This window comes from Pseudoflavonifractor phocaeensis (assembly GCF_021531815.1).
Taxonomy (GTDB): domain Bacteria; phylum Bacillota; class Clostridia; order Oscillospirales; family Oscillospiraceae; genus Lawsonibacter; species Lawsonibacter phocaeensis_A.
Map to the genome: position 1 here is coordinate 75,182 of NZ_JADYUM010000009.1, position 17,121 is coordinate 92,302.

The 17,121-nt window shown below is 62.0% G+C and carries 16 protein-coding genes and 1 riboswitch; of the genes, 2 read left to right on the forward strand and 14 right to left on the reverse strand.

Features of this window, described 5'->3' with window-relative positions; translation table 11 throughout:
• Positions 1–2 precede the first annotated feature (2 nt).
• The 4 genes from mutY to recG form a co-directional block, all read right to left on the reverse strand.
• Positions 3–1,049 (reverse strand): A/G-specific adenine glycosylase, encoded by a 1,047-nt coding sequence (mutY, locus tag I6E42_RS07495; RefSeq protein WP_235371298.1) that lies wholly within the window; start codon positions 1,047–1,049, stop codon positions 3–5.
• 322 nt (positions 1,050–1,371) lie between these two features.
• Positions 1,372–1,764 (reverse strand): C-GCAxxG-C-C family protein, encoded by a 393-nt coding sequence (locus tag I6E42_RS07500; RefSeq protein WP_235371299.1) that lies wholly within the window; start codon positions 1,762–1,764, stop codon positions 1,372–1,374.
• 15 nt (positions 1,765–1,779) lie between these two features.
• A complete protein-coding gene (locus I6E42_RS07505) occupies positions 1,780–2,232 on the reverse strand; it encodes a GNAT family N-acetyltransferase (protein ID WP_235371300.1) in 453 nt (150 codons plus the stop codon).
• 13 nt (positions 2,233–2,245) lie between these two features.
• Positions 2,246–4,459 (reverse strand): ATP-dependent DNA helicase RecG, encoded by a 2,214-nt coding sequence (gene recG, locus I6E42_RS07510; RefSeq protein WP_235371301.1) that lies wholly within the window; start codon positions 4,457–4,459, stop codon positions 2,246–2,248.
• A gap of 164 nt (positions 4,460–4,623) precedes the next feature.
• Between recG and I6E42_RS07515 the strand changes: the two genes are divergently transcribed.
• Together I6E42_RS07515 and I6E42_RS07520 are read left to right on the forward strand one after the other, a co-directional pair.
• Positions 4,624–5,223: an alpha/beta hydrolase gene (locus I6E42_RS07515; protein WP_235371302.1), complete on the forward strand. Its 600-nt coding sequence runs from the start codon at positions 4,624–4,626 to the stop codon at positions 5,221–5,223.
• A gap of 83 nt (positions 5,224–5,306) precedes the next feature.
• Positions 5,307–5,894, forward strand: coding sequence for a hydrolase (locus I6E42_RS07520; protein ID WP_235371303.1), 588 nt, complete (start codon positions 5,307–5,309; stop codon positions 5,892–5,894).
• A gap of 59 nt (positions 5,895–5,953) precedes the next feature.
• On the opposite strand, the gene I6E42_RS07525 is transcribed toward I6E42_RS07520, so the two are convergent.
• The 10 genes from I6E42_RS07525 to I6E42_RS07570 form a co-directional block, all read right to left on the reverse strand.
• Positions 5,954–7,030 (reverse strand): 2-hydroxyacyl-CoA dehydratase subunit D, encoded by a 1,077-nt coding sequence (locus I6E42_RS07525; RefSeq protein WP_235371304.1) that lies wholly within the window; start codon positions 7,028–7,030, stop codon positions 5,954–5,956.
• 61 nt (positions 7,031–7,091) lie between these two features.
• Entirely contained in the window at positions 7,092–7,607 is a 516-nt protein-coding gene (thiW, locus tag I6E42_RS07530) for an energy coupling factor transporter S component ThiW (RefSeq protein WP_235371305.1), read from the reverse strand.
• Positions 7,608–7,921: 314 nt separating this feature from the next.
• Positions 7,922–8,030: riboswitch (TPP riboswitch) on the reverse strand.
• A gap of 62 nt (positions 8,031–8,092) precedes the next feature.
• Positions 8,093–9,700 carry an N-acyl-D-amino-acid deacylase family protein gene (locus tag I6E42_RS07535; protein WP_235371306.1) on the reverse strand — a complete coding sequence of 536 codons (1,608 nt, stop codon included), beginning with the start codon at positions 9,698–9,700 and terminating at the stop codon, positions 8,093–8,095.
• Between the two features lie 125 nt (positions 9,701–9,825).
• Positions 9,826–11,655, reverse strand: coding sequence for an ATP-dependent zinc metalloprotease FtsH (gene ftsH / locus I6E42_RS07540; protein WP_235371307.1), 1,830 nt, complete (start codon positions 11,653–11,655; stop codon positions 9,826–9,828).
• Between the two features lie 180 nt (positions 11,656–11,835).
• Positions 11,836–12,384: a QueT transporter family protein gene (locus I6E42_RS07545; RefSeq protein WP_235371308.1), complete on the reverse strand. Its 549-nt coding sequence runs from the start codon at positions 12,382–12,384 to the stop codon at positions 11,836–11,838.
• 490 nt (positions 12,385–12,874) lie between these two features.
• Positions 12,875–13,534 (reverse strand): GntR family transcriptional regulator, encoded by a 660-nt coding sequence (locus I6E42_RS07550; protein WP_235371309.1) that lies wholly within the window; start codon positions 13,532–13,534, stop codon positions 12,875–12,877.
• A 128-nt stretch (positions 13,535–13,662) separates the two neighbouring features.
• The gene (locus I6E42_RS07555; protein ID WP_235371310.1) at positions 13,663–14,946 is read right to left on the reverse strand and encodes a TRAP transporter large permease; all 1,284 of its coding nucleotides are present in this window, start codon (positions 14,944–14,946) and stop codon (positions 13,663–13,665) included.
• A gap of 1 nt (position 14,947) precedes the next feature.
• On the reverse strand, positions 14,948–15,460 hold the full coding sequence (locus tag I6E42_RS07560; RefSeq protein WP_235371311.1) for a TRAP transporter small permease: 513 nt from the start codon (positions 15,458–15,460) through the stop codon (positions 14,948–14,950).
• Positions 15,461–15,537: 77 nt separating this feature from the next.
• The gene (locus I6E42_RS07565; RefSeq protein WP_235371312.1) at positions 15,538–16,572 is read right to left on the reverse strand and encodes a TRAP transporter substrate-binding protein; all 1,035 of its coding nucleotides are present in this window, start codon (positions 16,570–16,572) and stop codon (positions 15,538–15,540) included.
• 141 nt (positions 16,573–16,713) lie between these two features.
• A complete protein-coding gene (locus I6E42_RS07570) occupies positions 16,714–17,121 on the reverse strand; it encodes an aconitase X swivel domain-containing protein (protein WP_235371313.1) in 408 nt (135 codons plus the stop codon).

Below are 17,121 nucleotides of genomic sequence, written 5' to 3' on the forward strand. Positions count from 1 at the left end.
TGTCAGAACCGCCCCAGGCGGTCTGCAACTTTTTCGGAAAAGCTCTGGAAGGCGTTGGGGAGGGCGTAGGTGTCCCGGAGGGCGGTCCGGTCCGCCCAGACCCAGCCCGCGGGCAGTTCGGGGCTGTCCAGCTCCCCGGCCAGGGCGGTCATGTGCCACTCGATGTGGGTGAAGATGTGCTTTCCCGTTCCAGCCCGCTCCAGCGTCCGGGGCTCCAGCCCCCAGGCGGCGGGCCAGTTGGTCCCGCCGGAGGGCTCGTTGGGGTACTCCCACAGTCCGGCCAGCAGGCCCTTGTCCGGGCGGCGGCGCAGGGCCACCTGGTTTTCATAAAAGAACAGGTAGACCGTCCGCTCCTCCGCCCGCCGGGCCTTCTTGGCCGCCTTCACCGGCAGCTCTCCGGTGCGCCCCTCCAGGAAAGCGCGGCAGAAGGAGGACGCCGGGCATTTGTCACACAGGGGGGCGCCATTGGGCAGGCAGACGGTGGCACCCAGCTCCATCATGGCCTGGTTGAAGTCCCCGGGGGCATCCAGGGGAATGATTTGGGCCAGGGCCTGGGTCACCCGCTTTTTCATGGCGGGGGTGGTGATGTCACCGCTGTCTCCCCGCACCCGGGCGGTCACCCGCAGGACGTTGCCGTCCACCGCCGGGACGGGGAGGTGAAAGGCGATGGAGGAGATGGCCCCGGCGGTATAGTCCCCCACGCCGGCCAGGGACCGGATGTCCTCATAAGTATTGGGGAATACCCCGCCGAAGGTCTCCATGATCTGGCGGGCGGCTTTTTGCAGGTTCCGGGCCCGGCTGTAGTAGCCCAGCCCCTGCCACAGCTTCATCAGCTGGTCCTCGGGGAGGGCGGCCAGGTCGGCCACTGTGGGGGCTGCTTCCAGAAAACGGCGGTAGTAGTCCAGCACCGCGGCCACCCGGGTCTGCTGGAGCATGATCTCCGATACCCAGACCCGGTAGGGGGTGGGGTGGCTGCGCCAGGGCAGCACCCGGGCGTTCTCCCGGTACCATACCAGCAAGGGGATGGGCAGCTGTTCCAGCTCCTTCATGGCGGACCTCCTTTTCTCGGAATATTCCTGATTATAAGCGAAAAACGGCCGTTCCGCAACGGGGAAAATCATAACCGTTTGATAATACCGTATATAATCAATTTGGGAATGGCATTTCCAGGGGGATAGTGTTAAAGTTTTAACAGAACGAAGGTTAAAAATTTAACGATATGTCGGCTGCCGCTCTTACCGGCCTGTCGGGAAAGAAAACCTTGGTTCATCATCATTCCTTTTTCATCCATCCTTCCAGATCAAACCAGAGAGAGGCATCCTTAAGGATGCCTCTCTCTGGTTTTTTGGATCAGAAACCTGATCTTTGCGGTTATTTCCCGGCGGCGATGATCTCCTCCAGGGCCTCCACCAACTCATAGACCAGACCGTCACAGTGGTCTTTCCGGGCCTCGCCCCGGTCCCGGGAGGCTTTCAGCAGGGTGGCGCAGTCAGTGGCGCCGTGGCGCTCCCGGAACTGGCGCAGGAGGGCGGCTGCCTGCTTGTTGTCATAGCCCATGGCGCCCAAAACCATCATGGCGGCGCTGAGAGTGCCGCAAACGGAGCCGTGGGACATCCCCATGCCGAAGTGGGCGCCCAGGGCGTTGGCCTGTTCCTCCGTGAGCCCCATTTCCGGGGCGAAGGGGACGAGGATGGATTGACAGCAGTTATGGTGTACGCCGGGCCCCTCGTGTCGGATGGCCCATACCTGTTCCATGCGGGTCATAGTGTTCTCTCCTTTTTATTTCACTTTGTCAATGACCATCTGGTCATAGCGCAAATAGTCATAGCCGGCCTTCTGATACATGCGGACGGCCCCGCGGTTGACTTCGTTGACCTCCAGGCGGAAGCGGCGGGCGGAGGGATACTGTTCCTCGATCCAAGCCATGACCTGGGGCCCAAGACCCTGTCCCCGGAACTCCGGCTTCAGGAAGATCTCTTCCAGAAACACGCAGCGGCCCCCCACCTCGGCGGAGTAGCACTGGGTGATGTAGAGGTACCCGGCGGGCTGGCCGTCCGCCTGGATGAGGACGCCCCGGAGCAGGTCCTCCCCGTGGTCGGCGGCGTCCCGGAAGGTGCGCTCCAGAATGGCGGGGTCCACCTCGTGGAGGACGGCGTCGGTATGGTAAAAGTCCCGGACCATGGGCAGGATCAGGTCGTGGTCCCGGAGGGTGATGTCGCGGAAGGTGAGCATAATCAGTCTCCTATCAATTAAAGATGTCTGGGGTGTCGGAAAAGAGCCGCCGCACCCGGTCCAGTACGGGCCGGTCCTCAGGGCGGGACAGGCCAGGGTCCTCCCGCAGCAGGCGGCGGGCGGCCTCCTGGGCCTGGCTGAGCAGGCGCATGTCCCCCGCCAGGTCGGCCAGCTTCATCTGGGGCAGGCCGTGCTGCCGGCTGCCGAAGAAGTCGCCGGGCCCCCGGAGCTTCAGGTCCTCCTCGGAGATTTTAAAGCCGTCGGTGGTGGAGGCCAGGGTCCGCAGGCGGGCCATGGAGTCGGGATTTTTGGTGGAGGTGACCAGGACGCAGTAGGACTGGTGCTTGCCCCGGCCCACCCGGCCCCGGAGCTGGTGGAGCTGGCTGAGGCCGAAGTGGTCGGCGTTCTCGATGACCATGAGGGAGGCGTTGGGCACGTCCACGCCAACTTCAATGACGGTGGTGGCCACCAGCACCTGGATCTCCCCGGCGGCGAAGGCGGCCATCACGGCCTCCTTCTCTTTGGGGCGCATCTTCCCGTGGAGGATGCCCACCGTCAGGTCGGGGAATACCTCCTTCTGCAGCTTGGCAGCGTAGGTCTTTACCGCCTTCAGGTCCAGGGAGGGGACCTCCTCTCCCGGCAGGGCGGCGCCGGGGTTCTCCTCCACCGCCGGACAGACCAGATAGACCTGCCGCCCCTCCGACACCTGCTTGCGGACGAAGTTGTACATCCGCGCCCGCTTGTCCTCCCGGATGACGTAGGTCTCCACGGGGGTGCGGCCGGGGGGCAGCTGGTCGATGACGGACACGTCCAGGTCCCCGTAGACGATGAGGGCCAGGGTCCGGGGGATGGGGGTGGCGGACATGACCAGCACATGGGGGGCGGGCATCCCGCCCGTCTCCGACTTGGCCGCTGTGGGTTCCCCGGGGGATATTTGATTTGTGGTCGGAAGAAGTGAATTCTTCCGACCTTCGCCGCTGGCGCGGCGCCCCACCTGTGGTGGGGCCCCCGGCGTGGTCGACTTCGCCGCTAAAGCGGCTCGCTGTGCCACGCCGAAGCGGTGCTGCTCGTCGGCCACGATGAGGGCCAGACGGCGGAAAACCACCCCGTCGGAGATGAGGGCGTGGGTGCCGATGATAAAGTCGATGTCCCCGTGGGCCAGGGCCTGACGGACCTTCTTTTTCTCCGCCGGGGGCAGAGCCCCGGTGAGCAGGCCCACCCGCACGCCGGCGGGGGAGAGAAGGGCGGACAGAGAGCGGTAGTGCTGCTCCGCCAGCACCTCGGTGGGGGCCATGAGGGCGGCCTGATAGCCCCCCTGTGCCGCCAGCCAAGCGGCGTAAGCGGCCACAGCGGTCTTGCCTGAACCCACGTCCCCCTGGACCAGGCGGTTCATGGGGCGGCCCGAGGCCATGTCGAAGGCCACCTCGTCCATCACCCGTTTCTGAGCCCCCGTGGGCTCGAAGGGGAGCAGGGACCGAAACGTTTTAAAAGGCGGCGTAGGGATGGCGCAGCCCGGTCCGGCGGCCTCCCGCCGGCGCTTGAGAAAGTCCAGCCCCACCGCCAGATAAAACAGCTCCTCGAAGGTGAGCCGCTCCCGGGCCAGAGTCAATGCCTCGTCGTTTTCCGGGAAGTGGATGTTCCGGATGGAGAACTCCAGCTCCGCCAGATTGTGGGCCTGACGGACGGACTGGGGCAGCGTCTCGGGGACGCAGGCGGCGCAGTCCAGGGCCTGCCGGGTGAGGGAGGTCAGCAGATGGTTGGTGATGCCCGCCGTCAGGGGATAGATGGGCATGATGCAGCCGGTGAAATTTTGCTTGCCCACCCGCTCGAAGATGGGGTTGACCATGGTGCGGCGGCGGCCCTGCTCCTCCACCGTGCCGAAGAAGATGTACTCCTCTCCGGCCCGGAGGGCCTTCTCCACGTAGCCCTGGTTGAAAAAGGTGAGGTGGAGGGCGCCGGTGTGGTCCACCACCTTGAGCTGCACCAGCTCCAGCCCTTTCCGGATGCGGGCCAACCGGGGGTGCTCCGCGGCCATGGCGGTGATACAGACCCGGCCCTCCAGGGGGGCGTCCCGGATGGTGTACATCTGCCGCCGGTCCTCATAGTCCCGGGGGTAGTAGGCCAGCAGGTCGGCGGCGGTGGACAGGCCCAGCTTTTCCAGCTTTTTGGCCCGCACCTCCCCCACGCCGGAGAACTGGGTCATTGGGGTGCCAAGGGTAACGGCCATGGGGGATGCCTCCTTTCCGTAAACTTTGAATTATTATTCTACCATATCTTTTGAGGAGAGTAAAGACGGTCCATTAATCCTCGGCGTATCCGTGCCGGGTTGAAAAAAGTGCGGATACCAACTATAATCAGGCACAAGAAATAAGCTTGAAAGGAGCGGCCATTATGAAAAAGGCGATCCTATATATACAGGGAAAAGGCGGCAGCGCGGCAGAAGCGGAACATTACAAAAGGCTTTGCCCGGAATATGATGTGTTCGGGCTGGATTATCAGTTCTCCACCCCGTGGGAGACAAAGCCCGAGATCATTTCCGGATATGAAAGCCTGAAGGAGAAGTGTGGCTCCGTCATCCTCGTCGCCAACAGTATCGGCGCTTTTTTTGCCATGAATGCTTTGACCGGACGGAAAATTGAACGGGCATTATTGATCTCCCCTATTGTCAATATGGAGCGGCTCATTTTGGATATGATGCAGTGGGCAAATGTGACGGAAGCGGAGCTGCGGGAAAAACGAGAAATTGAGACCTCTTTTGGAGAGGTCCTGTCATGGGACTATCTTTGCTATGTACGGGAAAATCCCATTGTGTGGACCATACCTACGGATATTCTGTACGCCGGAAAGGATTCCCTCACCTCCTACGAGACGGTGTCCCGGTTTGCCGGCAAGATCAACGCTTCGTTGACGGTGATGGAACACGGGGAGCACTGGTTTCATACGGAGGAGCAAATGAATTTTTTGGATGGTTGGCTCAAACGCTGTATCTGAATGTCCACCTTTTTCTGGCCTTTTTCGCCGGAGCGTGGTATACTTTTGCCATCACGGAAACTGCTGAATTTACGGAGGTACTTATGTCCTGCAAAGAGGAGTTTATTGAGATTTTCAAGACCTACATCACCCGGGACGGCGCCGACAAGCTGCTGGACTACCTGGAGCACAAGAGCGACTTCTTCACCGCCCCCGCCTCCGCCCGGTATCACGGGGCCTACGAGGGCGGCCTGTGCGAGCACAGCCTGAACGTGTACCACTGCCTGGTGGACTACCTCCAGCGGGAGCGGGTCCAGGAGCTGTACGGCCTGGAGTACAGCGAGGAGTCTGTGGCCATCGTGGCCCTGTGCCACGACCTGTGCAAGATCGGCTGCTACAAACGGGGCACCCGGAACGTGAAGGACGAGAACGGCAAGTGGCAGGCGGTGCCCACCTACACCTTTGACGACCCCCTGCCCTACGGCCACGGGGAGAAGAGCGTGTACATCACCAACGGCTTCATCCGCCTGACCCGGGAGGAGGCCATGGCCATCCGCTGGCACATGGGCTTCTCGGGCACCGAGGACAGCCGCACCGTGGGCCAGGCATTCCAGAAGTACCCCCTGGCCTTCGCCCTGGCCACCGCGGACATGGAGGCCTCCTACTTCCTGGAGAACGAGGACAGAATATAAACGCGGAAAACAAGATACCCCGGCGGCCATCGGCCGCCGGGGTATCATTTTGAAACGGGTCAGCTTTTCTGATCCATGAGCTCACACAGGGTATCCAGCCGCAGCTCAAATTGGGCGGCGGAGAAGGCCTCCGGGTCCCCCTGATCCCCATGGAAGGAAACCACCGGCACCTCCAGCTCCCGGCCCAGCCGCCGCTCAGTCTCCTGGAGGGCGCCGCACCAGGGACGGCAGCTCCGGTTGTAGTGGACGAGGATCCCCTCCACCCGGTACCGGCGGCACAGCTCCGTGCGCATCTCCAGCCCCCGTTCCAGGGACACCCCGTTGATGGTGCCGCAGTAGGCACGGATCAAGCCGTCCAGGTCTTCATAACGAAAGCCCAGGGAGGGGGTGAGGGTGTCGGCCACGATCTGGACATTTTTCCGGTCCAGCAGGTCCACCACCCGGTCCAGCGCCGGCCAGCAGGGCGTGCCCTCCCAGAAGATCCGGCGCTTGGGACTGCCCCCGGGCCGGACAGCCCGGCTCTGCAATTTCCCGGCCAGGGCCTCCAACTGCTGTTCCGTCTCCTTGGCGCACCGCCCCGTCACCATCAGGGGCATGTAGTCAAACAGCTCCATGTTTCCCAGGGGGGAGGGGGAGGCCAGGGCTGCGTCCATCACCCGCTGCCAGGCCTGGGCGGAGCGGTTGGCCTGACGGCAGACCTCCTGAAAACGCAGGGGGTCCCACCGCCGCCCGGTCAGCTCTTCCAGGCCCCGGACCACCTCCGTGATCTGGGCGCGGAGGTAGGCCACCAGGGAGGGGGAGGGCTCCCTGTCCTCTTGGTAGGGAAAATCCAGCAGGAACAGGGGAATGTCCAGCGTCCGGGCCAGGGCCCGGTACCACTGGAGCATCCCGGAGCAGATGTTGTTGCAGCACAGGAGAAAGTCGGGCCGGGGCGGTCCGCCTGCCGTCTGTCCGGCTGCCAGGGCCATCCCCATCCGGACGTAGGAGCACAGGTCCCGGCAGTAGCCCATCTCCTCCGCGGCTTGGCACAGGGCGGAACTCTCACCCCGACAGGAGGCCGCGGCCGCGGCGCTCTCGGGACAAAAGACCGTCAGCCCCAGGGCGGCGGGGATCTCCAGAGGGAATTTGGTGGACATCCATCCCACCCATTCCCGGCCGGAGCCGGCCGGTTGGGCGCGCGCTTCCCGGGCCACGGCTTCAGTCCATGTGGCTGATGTCCCGCATGGCCGCCATGGCGCCGTCCTTGTTCAGGATGAACACCAGCACCGCGGCGATGATGGAGCCGGTCACCGCCACCGTCATGAAGGGCAGGAAATAGGTGAACAGGCCGCAGGCCTTGCCCAGCAGGTACTTGGCGATGGGGTAGGCCATGATGGAGGCCAGGATGCCGGTGCCCACCATCTCGCCCAGGCAGGCGGTCCAGATCTTGGGCCAGCGGCGGTACAGCAGGCCGGCCAGCAGGGCGCCGCACATGCTGCCGGGGAAGGCCATGATGGTGCCGGTGCCCAGCATGTTCCGGATCAGGCTGACGCAGAAGGCCATGCCCACGGAGTACCAGGGACCCAGGAACACGCCGGCGATCACGTTGATGACGCTCTGAGTGGGGCAGCAGCGGGTGAAGCCCACGGGGATGGACAGGGTGCCGCCCACAACGCCCACCGCCGCCAGGATGCCGGCCAGGGCGATCTTCTGAATGGTCTTACGGTCAAACATAAAAAAACTCCTTTCAAATGAACGGGGAAAACCGCGTCAAAAGGCAGCGACTCCCCCGCTTCCGGCCCATTGGGCCACAAACAGGGTCCGGAGAGCCCCGCATGGCGGGCCTCCCACGGTTCGGTCGAGGCTTACTGGCCTCCTCTCACGCCGGAACACGGCTTCCCATCGCTGCGTCTCTGGCACGGGCACAGGGCGCTCCCCCTCTGCCCGCTCCCGGTCCAGGACCGGGGCGCCCGCGGTTTTCTCCTCCCTTCGAAAAGAGCTGTGGTTGAAAAAATGGAGCCGCCCGGTGGGCGGCTCCGTGTCATCACAAGCGCACAGCTATGACTACCTACGGTGGCATTACCCACATCAGGTGGAAGGGTCGAAGCGCATTAGCTTCCTCTCAGCCCGCCTGCGCGAGCTCCCCTGTTTTTCGCATCGTATCATACTCCCTTTTTTGCCGCCTGTCAAGGGGCGGCTCCGAGGGGAGTAAAAGAATGTCAATCCTGGGCCGGACAGCCCTTTCTGCGCAGGAAGCGCCCGGGCAGTGCGCCGGTGGGCCGGTGGCCCCGCATGATGACCTGACCGCCGACCACCACGGTCTCGATTCCGTCGCTGAGCAGCTTGGGCTGGGCGAAGGTGGCCCGGTCCATGACCTTCCCCGGGTCAAAGACGGTGATGTCCGCCCAATTGCCCACCTTCAGTTGGCCGATCCCCTCCAGGCCGTACACCTGGGCGGGCAGAGCGGTCAGCTTGTGGACCGCGGCGGCGATCCCCTCCGGCGCGGTCAGGTCGGCATACCGGCCCAGGTACCGGGTGAAGGAGCCGAACAGCCGGGGGTGGTGCTTCTGGCCCACGGTGATGCCGTCGCTGCATACCATGATGCGGGGGGAGGACAGGGCGGCGGCCACATCCTCCTCAGACATGCCCTGGAGAATGGCGGCCACCTGGCCCCGCTCCTCCAGGAGCAGGTCGAGGATGAACTCTCCGGGACTCTTGTTCAGCCGGGCGCCGCCTTCCGTCAGGCTCAGTCCCTCCAGCGCCCGGTTTTTCTCCGACTCTACCGAGGCGATCCGGATGCGGTCGTAGCCGATGTTGACCACCCGGTTGTCCCAGCCCTCCATGCCGTTTTGGAAGATGTTCAGGATCTCATTCCGCTTGTCGGGAGACTGCAAAATGGCCAGCAGGCCGTCCATGCCGCCGCTCATGGTCCAGGGCGGCAGGATAACGGTCATGGTAGTGCTGGACGCGTCGTAGGGGTAGCTGTCGCCGTAGATCTGCAGGCCTGCCTCCGCCTCCTGCTCCATCCGGGCCAGCACCTGCTTCACCTTGCCGTGGTTGGGACGGCCCACTGCCTTCAGGTGGGAGAGGATCAGCGGCACGCCGGACTGGCGCGCGATGGTGATGGCCTCCTCAACGGCCTCCAGCAGCCGGTTCCCCTCGTTGCGCATGTGGGTGGTGTAGATCCCGCCCCTCTGGGCGCAGATCCGGGCCAGCTGGATCAGCTCCTCCGTGTCAGTAAATACGCCGGGGGCGTACACCAGGCCGGTGGACAGGCCGAAGGCGCCGCTGTCCAGTTCCCGGACCAGCAGGGCCTTCATCTCTTCCAGCTCGGCGGCAGTTGCCTTGCGGTCCTCAAAGTCCATGGCGTTGATCCGCAGGTTGCCCTGACCCACGAAGGTGCCCTGGTTGATGGCCATGCCCCGGCGGAGCACCTCACGGCGGTAGCCCTCCAGGTCCTGCCAGGGCCAGCGGTCCGTCCGGCCCAAAACAGACCCGGTGTAATCCCGGATCTCCTGTTCCGCCTTGGGGAGCGCGGGGTAGGCGGAGAGGCCGCACTGTCCGGTCAATTCGGTGGTCACGCCCTGGGAGGCTTTGGCCAGACAGTCCGGCTCCTGCCACACCGAGAGCTCGGAGTGCGCGTGGACGTCGATGAAGCCGGGGGAAACCACCAGACCTTCGGCGTCCAAGACCTCATGGGCGTCCTGGTCCAGCTTGCCCATGGCGGCGATGCGTCCCCCGATGATACCGATGTCCTGACAGTCGCCCCTGGCGGTCAGGCTGCCGTCGTAGACGGAGCCGTTTCGAATCAGCAGATCAAATTTCATCTTTCTCACATCCCTTTCATCATGAATACCCATTTGCTTTACTATAGTACATTAAAGAAGCAAAGTCAATTACAACACAAAGGACCGGGATGATTTATCCCGGTCCTTTGGACTGGACAAGAGTCCTATTCCCTTTCACCCTGCTCCAGAATGGTCATGAACTCCTGGCCGGTGATGGTTTCGTGGTCATAGAGGTATTGGGCCAGACGGTGGAGTTTATCCTCGTTCTCTTTCAAAATGGACAGGGCCTTCTGCCGCTGAGTCTCCACGATCTCCATCACCTTCTGGTCCAGCCTGGTCTGGGTCTCGGGGGAACAGGTCAGGGAGGCGTCGCCCCCCAGGTATTGGTTGGACACCGTCTCGAAGGCCACCATGCCGAACTCATCCGCCATGCCGAACTGGGACACCATGGCCCGGGCCAGCTTGGTGGCCTGCTCGATGTCGTTGGAGGCCCCGGTGGTGACGGAGTGGAAGATCAACTCCTCGGCGGCCCGGCCGCCGGTGTAGGTGCAGATCTTGTTCATCAGCTCCTCCTTGGACATGAGGAAGTGGTCCCCGTCATCCACCTGGAGGGTGTAGCCCAGAGCGCCGGAGGTCCGGGGAATAATGGTGATCTTCTGCACCGGGGCGGAGTGGGTCTGCATGGCGGCCACCAGGGCGTGGCCGATCTCGTGGTAGGCCACGATTTTTTTCTCCTGGTCGGACAGCACCCGGGTCTTCTTCTGGTACCCGGCGATGACTACCTCCACGCTCTCCTGCAGGTCCTCCTGGGTGGCGAACTTCCGCCCGTCCCGGACGGCCCGCAGGGCGGCTTCGTTGACGATGTTGGCTAGCTCCGCGCCGGAGGCCCCGGCGGCCATCTTGGCAATGGGTTCAAAGTCCACGTCCTCCGCCAGACGGATCTTCTTGGCGTGGACCTTCAAAATCTCCACCCGGCCCTGGAGGTCGGGGAGCTCCACGGGGATGCGGCGGTCAAAGCGGCCGGGCCGCAACAGGGCGGGGTCCAGGGAATCGGGGCGGTTGGTGGCGGCCAGCACCACCACGCCCTTGGAGCCGTCGAAGCCGTCCATCTCGGTCAGAAGCTGGTTCAGGGTCTGCTCCCGCTCGTCATTGCCGGAGAACTGGCCGTCCCGCTTTTTTCCGATGGTGTCGATCTCGTCGATGAATACGATGCAAGGGGCCTTTTCGTTGGCCTGCTTGAACAGGTCCCGTACCTTGGCGGCGCCCCGGCCCACGAACATCTCCACAAACTCAGAGCCGGCGATGGAGAAGAAGGGAACATTGGCCTCGCCGGCCACGGCCTTGGCCAGCAGGGTCTTGCCGGTGCCCGGAGGGCCCACCAGCAGGGCGCCCTTGGGCAGCTTGGCGCCGATCTCCCGGTACTTCTCCGGGTCGTGAAGGAAGTCCACGATCTCATGGAGCAGCTCTTTGGCCTCGTCCTCCCCGGCCACATCGGCGAACCGGATGCCGGTGGAGGAGGGGACGTACACCTTGGCCCCGGAGCCGCCGCCCATGCCGAACATCATGCCTTCGCCGCCGCCCATGGCCTTCTGCATCTTCCGGTTGATGAAATAGCCGATGAAGAGGAAGGGCAGCAGGGGCAGGACCCACCCCACCAGGATGGAGGTGAGCAGGCCGGGCTGGGTGTCGATCTCCTGGAACTGGGCGCCGCTTTCATACAGACGGTCCACCAGTCCCTGGTCGCTGCTGACAGCCACGGTCTTGTAGATGTTTTCCTCGGCCTTGTCAGTGAAGGTGATCTCATCCCCCTCGATCTGCACCTGTCCCACATTCCGGTCATAGGTCATGGACATGAACACGTCATAGGTCACGTCCTGGACCTTCTTTTCCAGAATGGAGGGGAACAGGGTGGCGTTGAGGAGCATCAGGATCAGAATGGTCATCACATAGTAGTAGATCAGCGGTTTTTTGGAAGGCTTTTTCACTTCTTGCATACGGATCATCCTTTTGACCGCCCTTGCTTCCGGAAGGGCTGAAATGATTAACGGGTTAAATATATCATAGCGGCCGGAAGGAAAAATTCTATGGCAGGATGTGAATAATTTGTGTTGATTTTGTGAACACGGGACAAAAAGCGCCGGACGTCCACCCGTCCGGCGCTGTATGTTCATGGATCAAATTGTGGGCTGCGCCTTCCCTTCCGCGCGGGCCAGGCGGTCCGCGGGGATCAGGTCCCGGAAGAAGGAGATCCTGGGCAGGAGGGTCAGCAGCAGGGAACCCAGCACATAGCAGGCGATCAGCTCCCCCAGGGCCACGGTGGCCCCGTTGAAGGCGAAGGCGGCCCAGAAGCCGGGGCCGAAGCCTACCTCGTACCAGGCGATCATGGCGCCCACAATGACGCCGTTGCAGACCACCGGCGGCAGGGGGGCCGTCAGGCGGCTGCGGGTCCTGGCCGTCCAGGCGGCGGCCAGCAGAGTGGCCAGCGAGCCAAAAATGATGTCCAGGGGACCCACTGTGCTCATCAAATTGGTGATCAGACAGCCCAGGAACAGGCCGGGCACCGTGGCGGGGAACAGAAAGGGCAGGACGCACAGCGCCTCGGAAAAGCGGCATTGGATGGGGCCGTAGGTCAGGCCGAAGATGTTGCCGAAGTAGCTCAGCACCGCGTACAGGGCGGCCACCAGAGCCGCCAGCGTCAGGTCCCGTGTGGTAAATTTGCGCATAAAAAAACCTCCATTTTCTTGTTTAGAGAACGGCGGAGCGCAATGGCTCCCCGAACGAACGCAGGATCCCTTCCATTTTGAAGGGCAGAGACGCGGCGCCGCTGCTCGCAACGGCTCATCGCTTCTGCTTGGTCACGATTCACCTGCTCCCAACGCTCCCCTTCCCCCCGACTCGGAACACAAACAGCCCCGCTATGCGGCGCTTGGTTTGTATTCCTCGCTCCGGTCCAGGCTCGCTGCTCGCAACGGCTCATCGCTTCTGCGCTTGGACGAGGTGTGGAAACTCGTCAGGAGGTATCTTACCACAGGAAAGCCCCTTTGTCCAGTGATGATCCGCTCCGGACCGGAGGACCTTTTGCCTGCTTTGTGACCGCCCCTTGAACAACAAGAACCAAAAGAACGCCCCCGGCGCATATGGTTCATGCGCCGGGGGCGTTTTCGTGTATCAGAGGATCCGGAACTTGCGGCTTCGGGGGAGAGGCCCCTTCGGTCAGTGGGAGGGGCCCAGAAAACCGGCGGCCCACTCCAGGTGGTCCTTCAGCGCTGCCGTCAGTGCTTCGCTGTCCCGCTGGCGCAGCAGAGCCAGGATGTGCAGATGCTGCAGGGTACTCTCCCGGAGGTCGTGGAGGGCCTCGAAGGAGAGGGCCTGGTAGCATTTCATGTTGGCTGTGTTGTTGCGCATGATGGACTTGATATAGTTATTTTTGCAGCGCTCCACGATCAGCTCATGCAGCTCCCAGTCCAGCTCGGAAAAGGCCTTGGGGTCCAGGTCGGAGCTCTGACCGCCGGTGCGCTCCAGAAGCTGTTGGAACCGGGCCTCCAGCCGGTCGATCTCCTCGTTGGTGATACGGTAGACAGAGGTCTTGGCGGCCTGTACCTCCAACAGGCAGCGGACCTCGTACAGGTCGTGGATGTCCTTGGAGGACAGGGGCTTCACATAGGCGCCCACCCCGTTTTTGATCTCCAGCCAATCCTCGCTGGCCAGGGCCCGCAGCGCCTCCCGGATGGGAGTCCGGCTCATGCCCAGGTCGTGAGCCAGTTGGTTCTCGCTTAAAATATCGCCGGAGACGATCTTGCCTTCGCAGATCGCTTCTTTGATTTTTTCATAGGCGACTTCGGCCAGGGTCTGCTTGCTGCTGCGTCCGATCATTGTTCATCAACCAACTTTACCTCGAAAGTAATGCAGAAAACACAGGGCAGGACGAAGATGATCGTACCTGCCCTGAATCATATCATACCATTTTCAATCGTTTTTTGCAACCAGGAAAAGCTGCGGCCTCACAGCATCAGCATGGTGAAGGGCCTCCAGAAGGTGGTCAGCATCAGCACGGCCAGCAGCGCGAAGATGAACCACCACATGTATTTGAGCATCTGGCCCATCTTAACGCCGGAGATCTTCTGGGCAACAAACAGGTCGATTCCGTAAGGCGGCGTACAGAAGCCGATGGCCAAGTTCATCGTCAGCATAATGCCGAAGGTGACGGCGCTCATGCCCAGGGACTCCACCACGGGCAGCAGGATGGGGGCCAGAATAATGGTGGCGGGGATGTTGTCCACCAGGCAGCCCACCACAAGCAGGAAGCAGTTGATGAGCAGCAGGAGGATGAATTTGTTGTCGGTGATGGACAGCATGGCGGCGGCCAGCTTCCGGGGAATGCCGGCCAGACTCAGGTAGGCGGCGAAGGCGCTGGACAGGCCCACCATGAAGGTAGTGGAGCCGTTGACCACGATGGTGTCCCGCAGGGCCTTGTAGGCGGCGGCGTTGTCCAGCTCCCGGTAGACAAAGCGGCCCACGATGAAGGAGTAGACCACGCCCACCACGGCGGCCTCTGTGGGGGTGAAGTAGCCGGAGTAGATGCCCCCCAGGATGATGACCGGGGAGAGGATGGCCCAGAAGGCGTCTTTAAAGCTCAGCCACACATGACGCGGGTCCAGCTTGCGCTCGCCCTTTTTGGACACCTGGAAGCCATGCTTTTTGCACAGAAAGTAGCAGGCAATCATCAGCGCGGCACCCATACCCAGACCTGGGATAATACCGGCTTTGAACAGGTCGGTGATGGAGGTGCCGGTGGCCACGCCGTAGATGACGAAGGGCACACTGGGGGGAATGATCACGCCGATGGTGCCGGCGGCGGCGGCAATGGAGGCGCTGAAGCCGTCGTCATAGCCGCGCTTGCGCATCTCCGGGACCATAAAAGAGCCCACCGCCGAGGTGGTGGCCACGGCGGAGCCGGAGATGGCGGCGAAGAACATACAGGTGACGGTGGTGACCATACTCAGCCCGCCGGTGATCAGCCCCATGAAGGAGTCGAAGAAATTGATCAGGCGCTTGGCGATGCCGCCGCCGCTCATCAGATTGCCGGCCAGCATGAAGAAGGGAATGGCCATCAGGGGGAAGGAATCCACGCCGGTGACCGCCTTTTGGGTGATCATCAGCAGGGGGATGGTCCCGTCCCCGGCTACCACGATGGCGATCAGGGTGGCAATGCCGATGGCGTAGCCGATGGGGACCATCAGAAGCAGCAGCACGAAGAAGCTGCCGAACAGGACGAGGGCTTCCATATTATTCCGTGACCTCCTTCGTGAGCAGAGATTTGACCTTGCTGATGGTCTTCCCGATCAGACGCAGGGACAGGATGAAGGAAGAGATAGGCAACGCCAGATACACATAGTACATGGGCATCCGCATGGCACTGGAGACATTGCCGCGGACCATCATCTGACGGACCAATTCAAAGCCCTTGACCACCAGAAAAATGTTGAAGGCGATCATAATCAGATTGGCAACTACTCGGATGCACTCCTTAATCTTCCGGCTTTTTACAAGGCTGTTGACGATCTCCAGATAGATGTGTTCGTTGTCCCGCTCGGCAATGCTGACGCCCAGCCAGATCTGCCAGATAAAGATGTAACGGGTCAGCTCTTCGCTCCAGGTGATGGAGCTGTTGAAAATAGAGCGCATGATGATCTGCAGGAAGATAATCAGCGTGGTGCACACCAAACTGGCGCACAGCAGCTTTTCTTCCAGCTGGTCATAGCCATAGATCAGCTTGTGGAAAAAGTTTTTCCCTTTCATGACCGCTCAACTCCTCTCTCAAAGTGGATGGCCGGACGGAGGATCGGTCCGTCCGGCCGGAAGGTAACCGCTGCTGTTCAGCTGTTAAAGGAAGCGGCCAGGTCGAAGATCTCGGTGCCCCAGGCGGCCTTATACTCGTCGTACATGGGCTGGATGGCGTCCACAAAGGCCTGGTACTGGTCGGCGGTCAGCTCGTTGACCTCCATGCCCTCGGCCTCCAGCTTGCCGACGATGGTCTCGTTGTCCTCCAGCTCGATCTTGCGCTGGTTGGTCACCATGTCGGCACAGCACTCCTTCACGATGGCCTGGTCCTCGGCGCTCAGGCTGTTCAGCCAGGCCTCGTTGGTCAGAATGGGCAGGAAGTTATGTACGTGCTCGTCCAGAGTCAGGTACTTCTGGACCTGCTGGAAGCCGGAGGCGTAAATCAACGTGGGAGGATTCTCCTGGCCCTCCACCACGTTCTGCTGCATGCCGGTGTACAGCTCGGAGAAGCTCATGGGGGTGGGGTTGGCGCCCAGGACCTCATACATACGGATGAACACAGGGGAGCTCATGACGCGGATCTTCAGCCCCTTCAGGTCGTCGGGGGTGTAAATGGGACGGACGTTGTTGGTGGTGCAGCGGGGGCCGTTGTACAGGTAGCCCAGGGAGACGAAGCCGTGGCCGGCGATCCACTGGTCGATCTGAGCGCCCAGCTCGCCGTCCAGGGCGTTGAAGGCGCTCTGGGCGTCTTTGAACAGGTAGGGCATATCCAGAATGCCAATCTGTTCATTGTAGGCGGTCAGCACGGAAGAGGAGGGGAGTGCCATCTGGATGGTGCCCATGGCCACGGCCTCGCACAGCTCCTCGTCGCCGCCCAACTCGCCGTTGGGGAAGATCTCCACCGTGATACGGCCGCCGGTCTTCTCCTCCAACTCGTCCTTGAATTGGAGCAGGGCCTTGTGGGTGGAGCGGTCCTCGGCCTCGATGTGGCCTACTTTCAGGGTTACAGAGGATGCGGCTCCGGAAGAGGAGGCCCCGGAGGCGGAAGCGGTTTCGTTGCTGCTGTTGCCGCAGGCGACCAGCGACAGGGCCATGGCTGCGGCCAGGATGATGGATAGCGCTTTTTTCATGGTGATTCCTCCAATTTTGTTTTTTGCCACCTGTTTTCCAGGTGTGGACACGAAAGTATATGCGGATTTGTGACCACAAATCCATAAAGTGGGTGCACCCACTTTATGGTAAGATTTCAGTTCAAGGGGGAGATGAAAAGATCAATCCAGAATCTCCACATAGCCCTCGTCGGCGTTGACGACCACGGCGTCGCCGTCCTTCACCGTCTCATAAAACTCGGCGGGCAGACGGTCCACCATGGGGATCTCCATGATGATGGCGCCGGCTACCAGGACGGGGTCGGGGTTCTGCACGATCAGGGCGGCGGGCATGTTGTGGAAGCGGTCCAGATGGTACAGGCCGTCCTGCTGGACCACGGAGCTGCCCTTGCCACCGGGGAAGACCAGGATCTTCTTGGCGATGATGCGGCCCTCCAGGCAGTGGTTTTTCTCCTCCATCATGCCGTCCTCGGGACGGACCTGGTAGAACATGATGCGGTCCTGGGAAATGATGGCGTCGGACTGGGCCTTGCCATCGGAAATCTTGTGACAGGAAAATCTCTTAGCCAT

Coding starts and splice junctions, on each gene's coding strand:
- mutY (WP_235371298.1), bottom strand. CDS start 1,049: ATGAAGGAGCTGGAACAGCTGCCCATCCCCTTGCTGGTATGGTACCGG.
- I6E42_RS07500 (WP_235371299.1), bottom strand. CDS start 1,764: ATGACCCGCATGGAACAGGTATGGGCCATCCGACACGAGGGGCCCGGC.
- I6E42_RS07505 (WP_235371300.1), bottom strand. CDS start 2,232: ATGCTCACCTTCCGCGACATCACCCTCCGGGACCACGACCTGATCCTG.
- recG (WP_235371301.1), bottom strand. CDS start 4,459: ATGGCCGTTACCCTTGGCACCCCAATGACCCAGTTCTCCGGCGTGGGG.
- I6E42_RS07515 (WP_235371302.1), top strand. CDS start 4,624: ATGAAAAAGGCGATCCTATATATACAGGGAAAAGGCGGCAGCGCGGCA.
- I6E42_RS07520 (WP_235371303.1), top strand. CDS start 5,307: ATGTCCTGCAAAGAGGAGTTTATTGAGATTTTCAAGACCTACATCACC.
- I6E42_RS07525 (WP_235371304.1), bottom strand. CDS start 7,030: ATGTCCACCAAATTCCCTCTGGAGATCCCCGCCGCCCTGGGGCTGACG.
- thiW (WP_235371305.1), bottom strand. CDS start 7,607: ATGTTTGACCGTAAGACCATTCAGAAGATCGCCCTGGCCGGCATCCTG.
- I6E42_RS07535 (WP_235371306.1), bottom strand. CDS start 9,700: ATGAAATTTGATCTGCTGATTCGAAACGGCTCCGTCTACGACGGCAGC.
- ftsH (WP_235371307.1), bottom strand. CDS start 11,655: ATGCAAGAAGTGAAAAAGCCTTCCAAAAAACCGCTGATCTACTACTAT.
- I6E42_RS07545 (WP_235371308.1), bottom strand. CDS start 12,384: ATGCGCAAATTTACCACACGGGACCTGACGCTGGCGGCTCTGGTGGCC.
- I6E42_RS07550 (WP_235371309.1), bottom strand. CDS start 13,534: ATGATCGGACGCAGCAGCAAGCAGACCCTGGCCGAAGTCGCCTATGAA.
- I6E42_RS07555 (WP_235371310.1), bottom strand. CDS start 14,946: ATGGAAGCCCTCGTCCTGTTCGGCAGCTTCTTCGTGCTGCTGCTTCTG.
- I6E42_RS07560 (WP_235371311.1), bottom strand. CDS start 15,460: ATGAAAGGGAAAAACTTTTTCCACAAGCTGATCTATGGCTATGACCAG.
- I6E42_RS07565 (WP_235371312.1), bottom strand. CDS start 16,572: ATGAAAAAAGCGCTATCCATCATCCTGGCCGCAGCCATGGCCCTGTCG.
- I6E42_RS07570 (WP_235371313.1), bottom strand. CDS start 17,121: ATGGCTAAGAGATTTTCCTGTCACAAGATTTCCGATGGCAAGGCCCAG.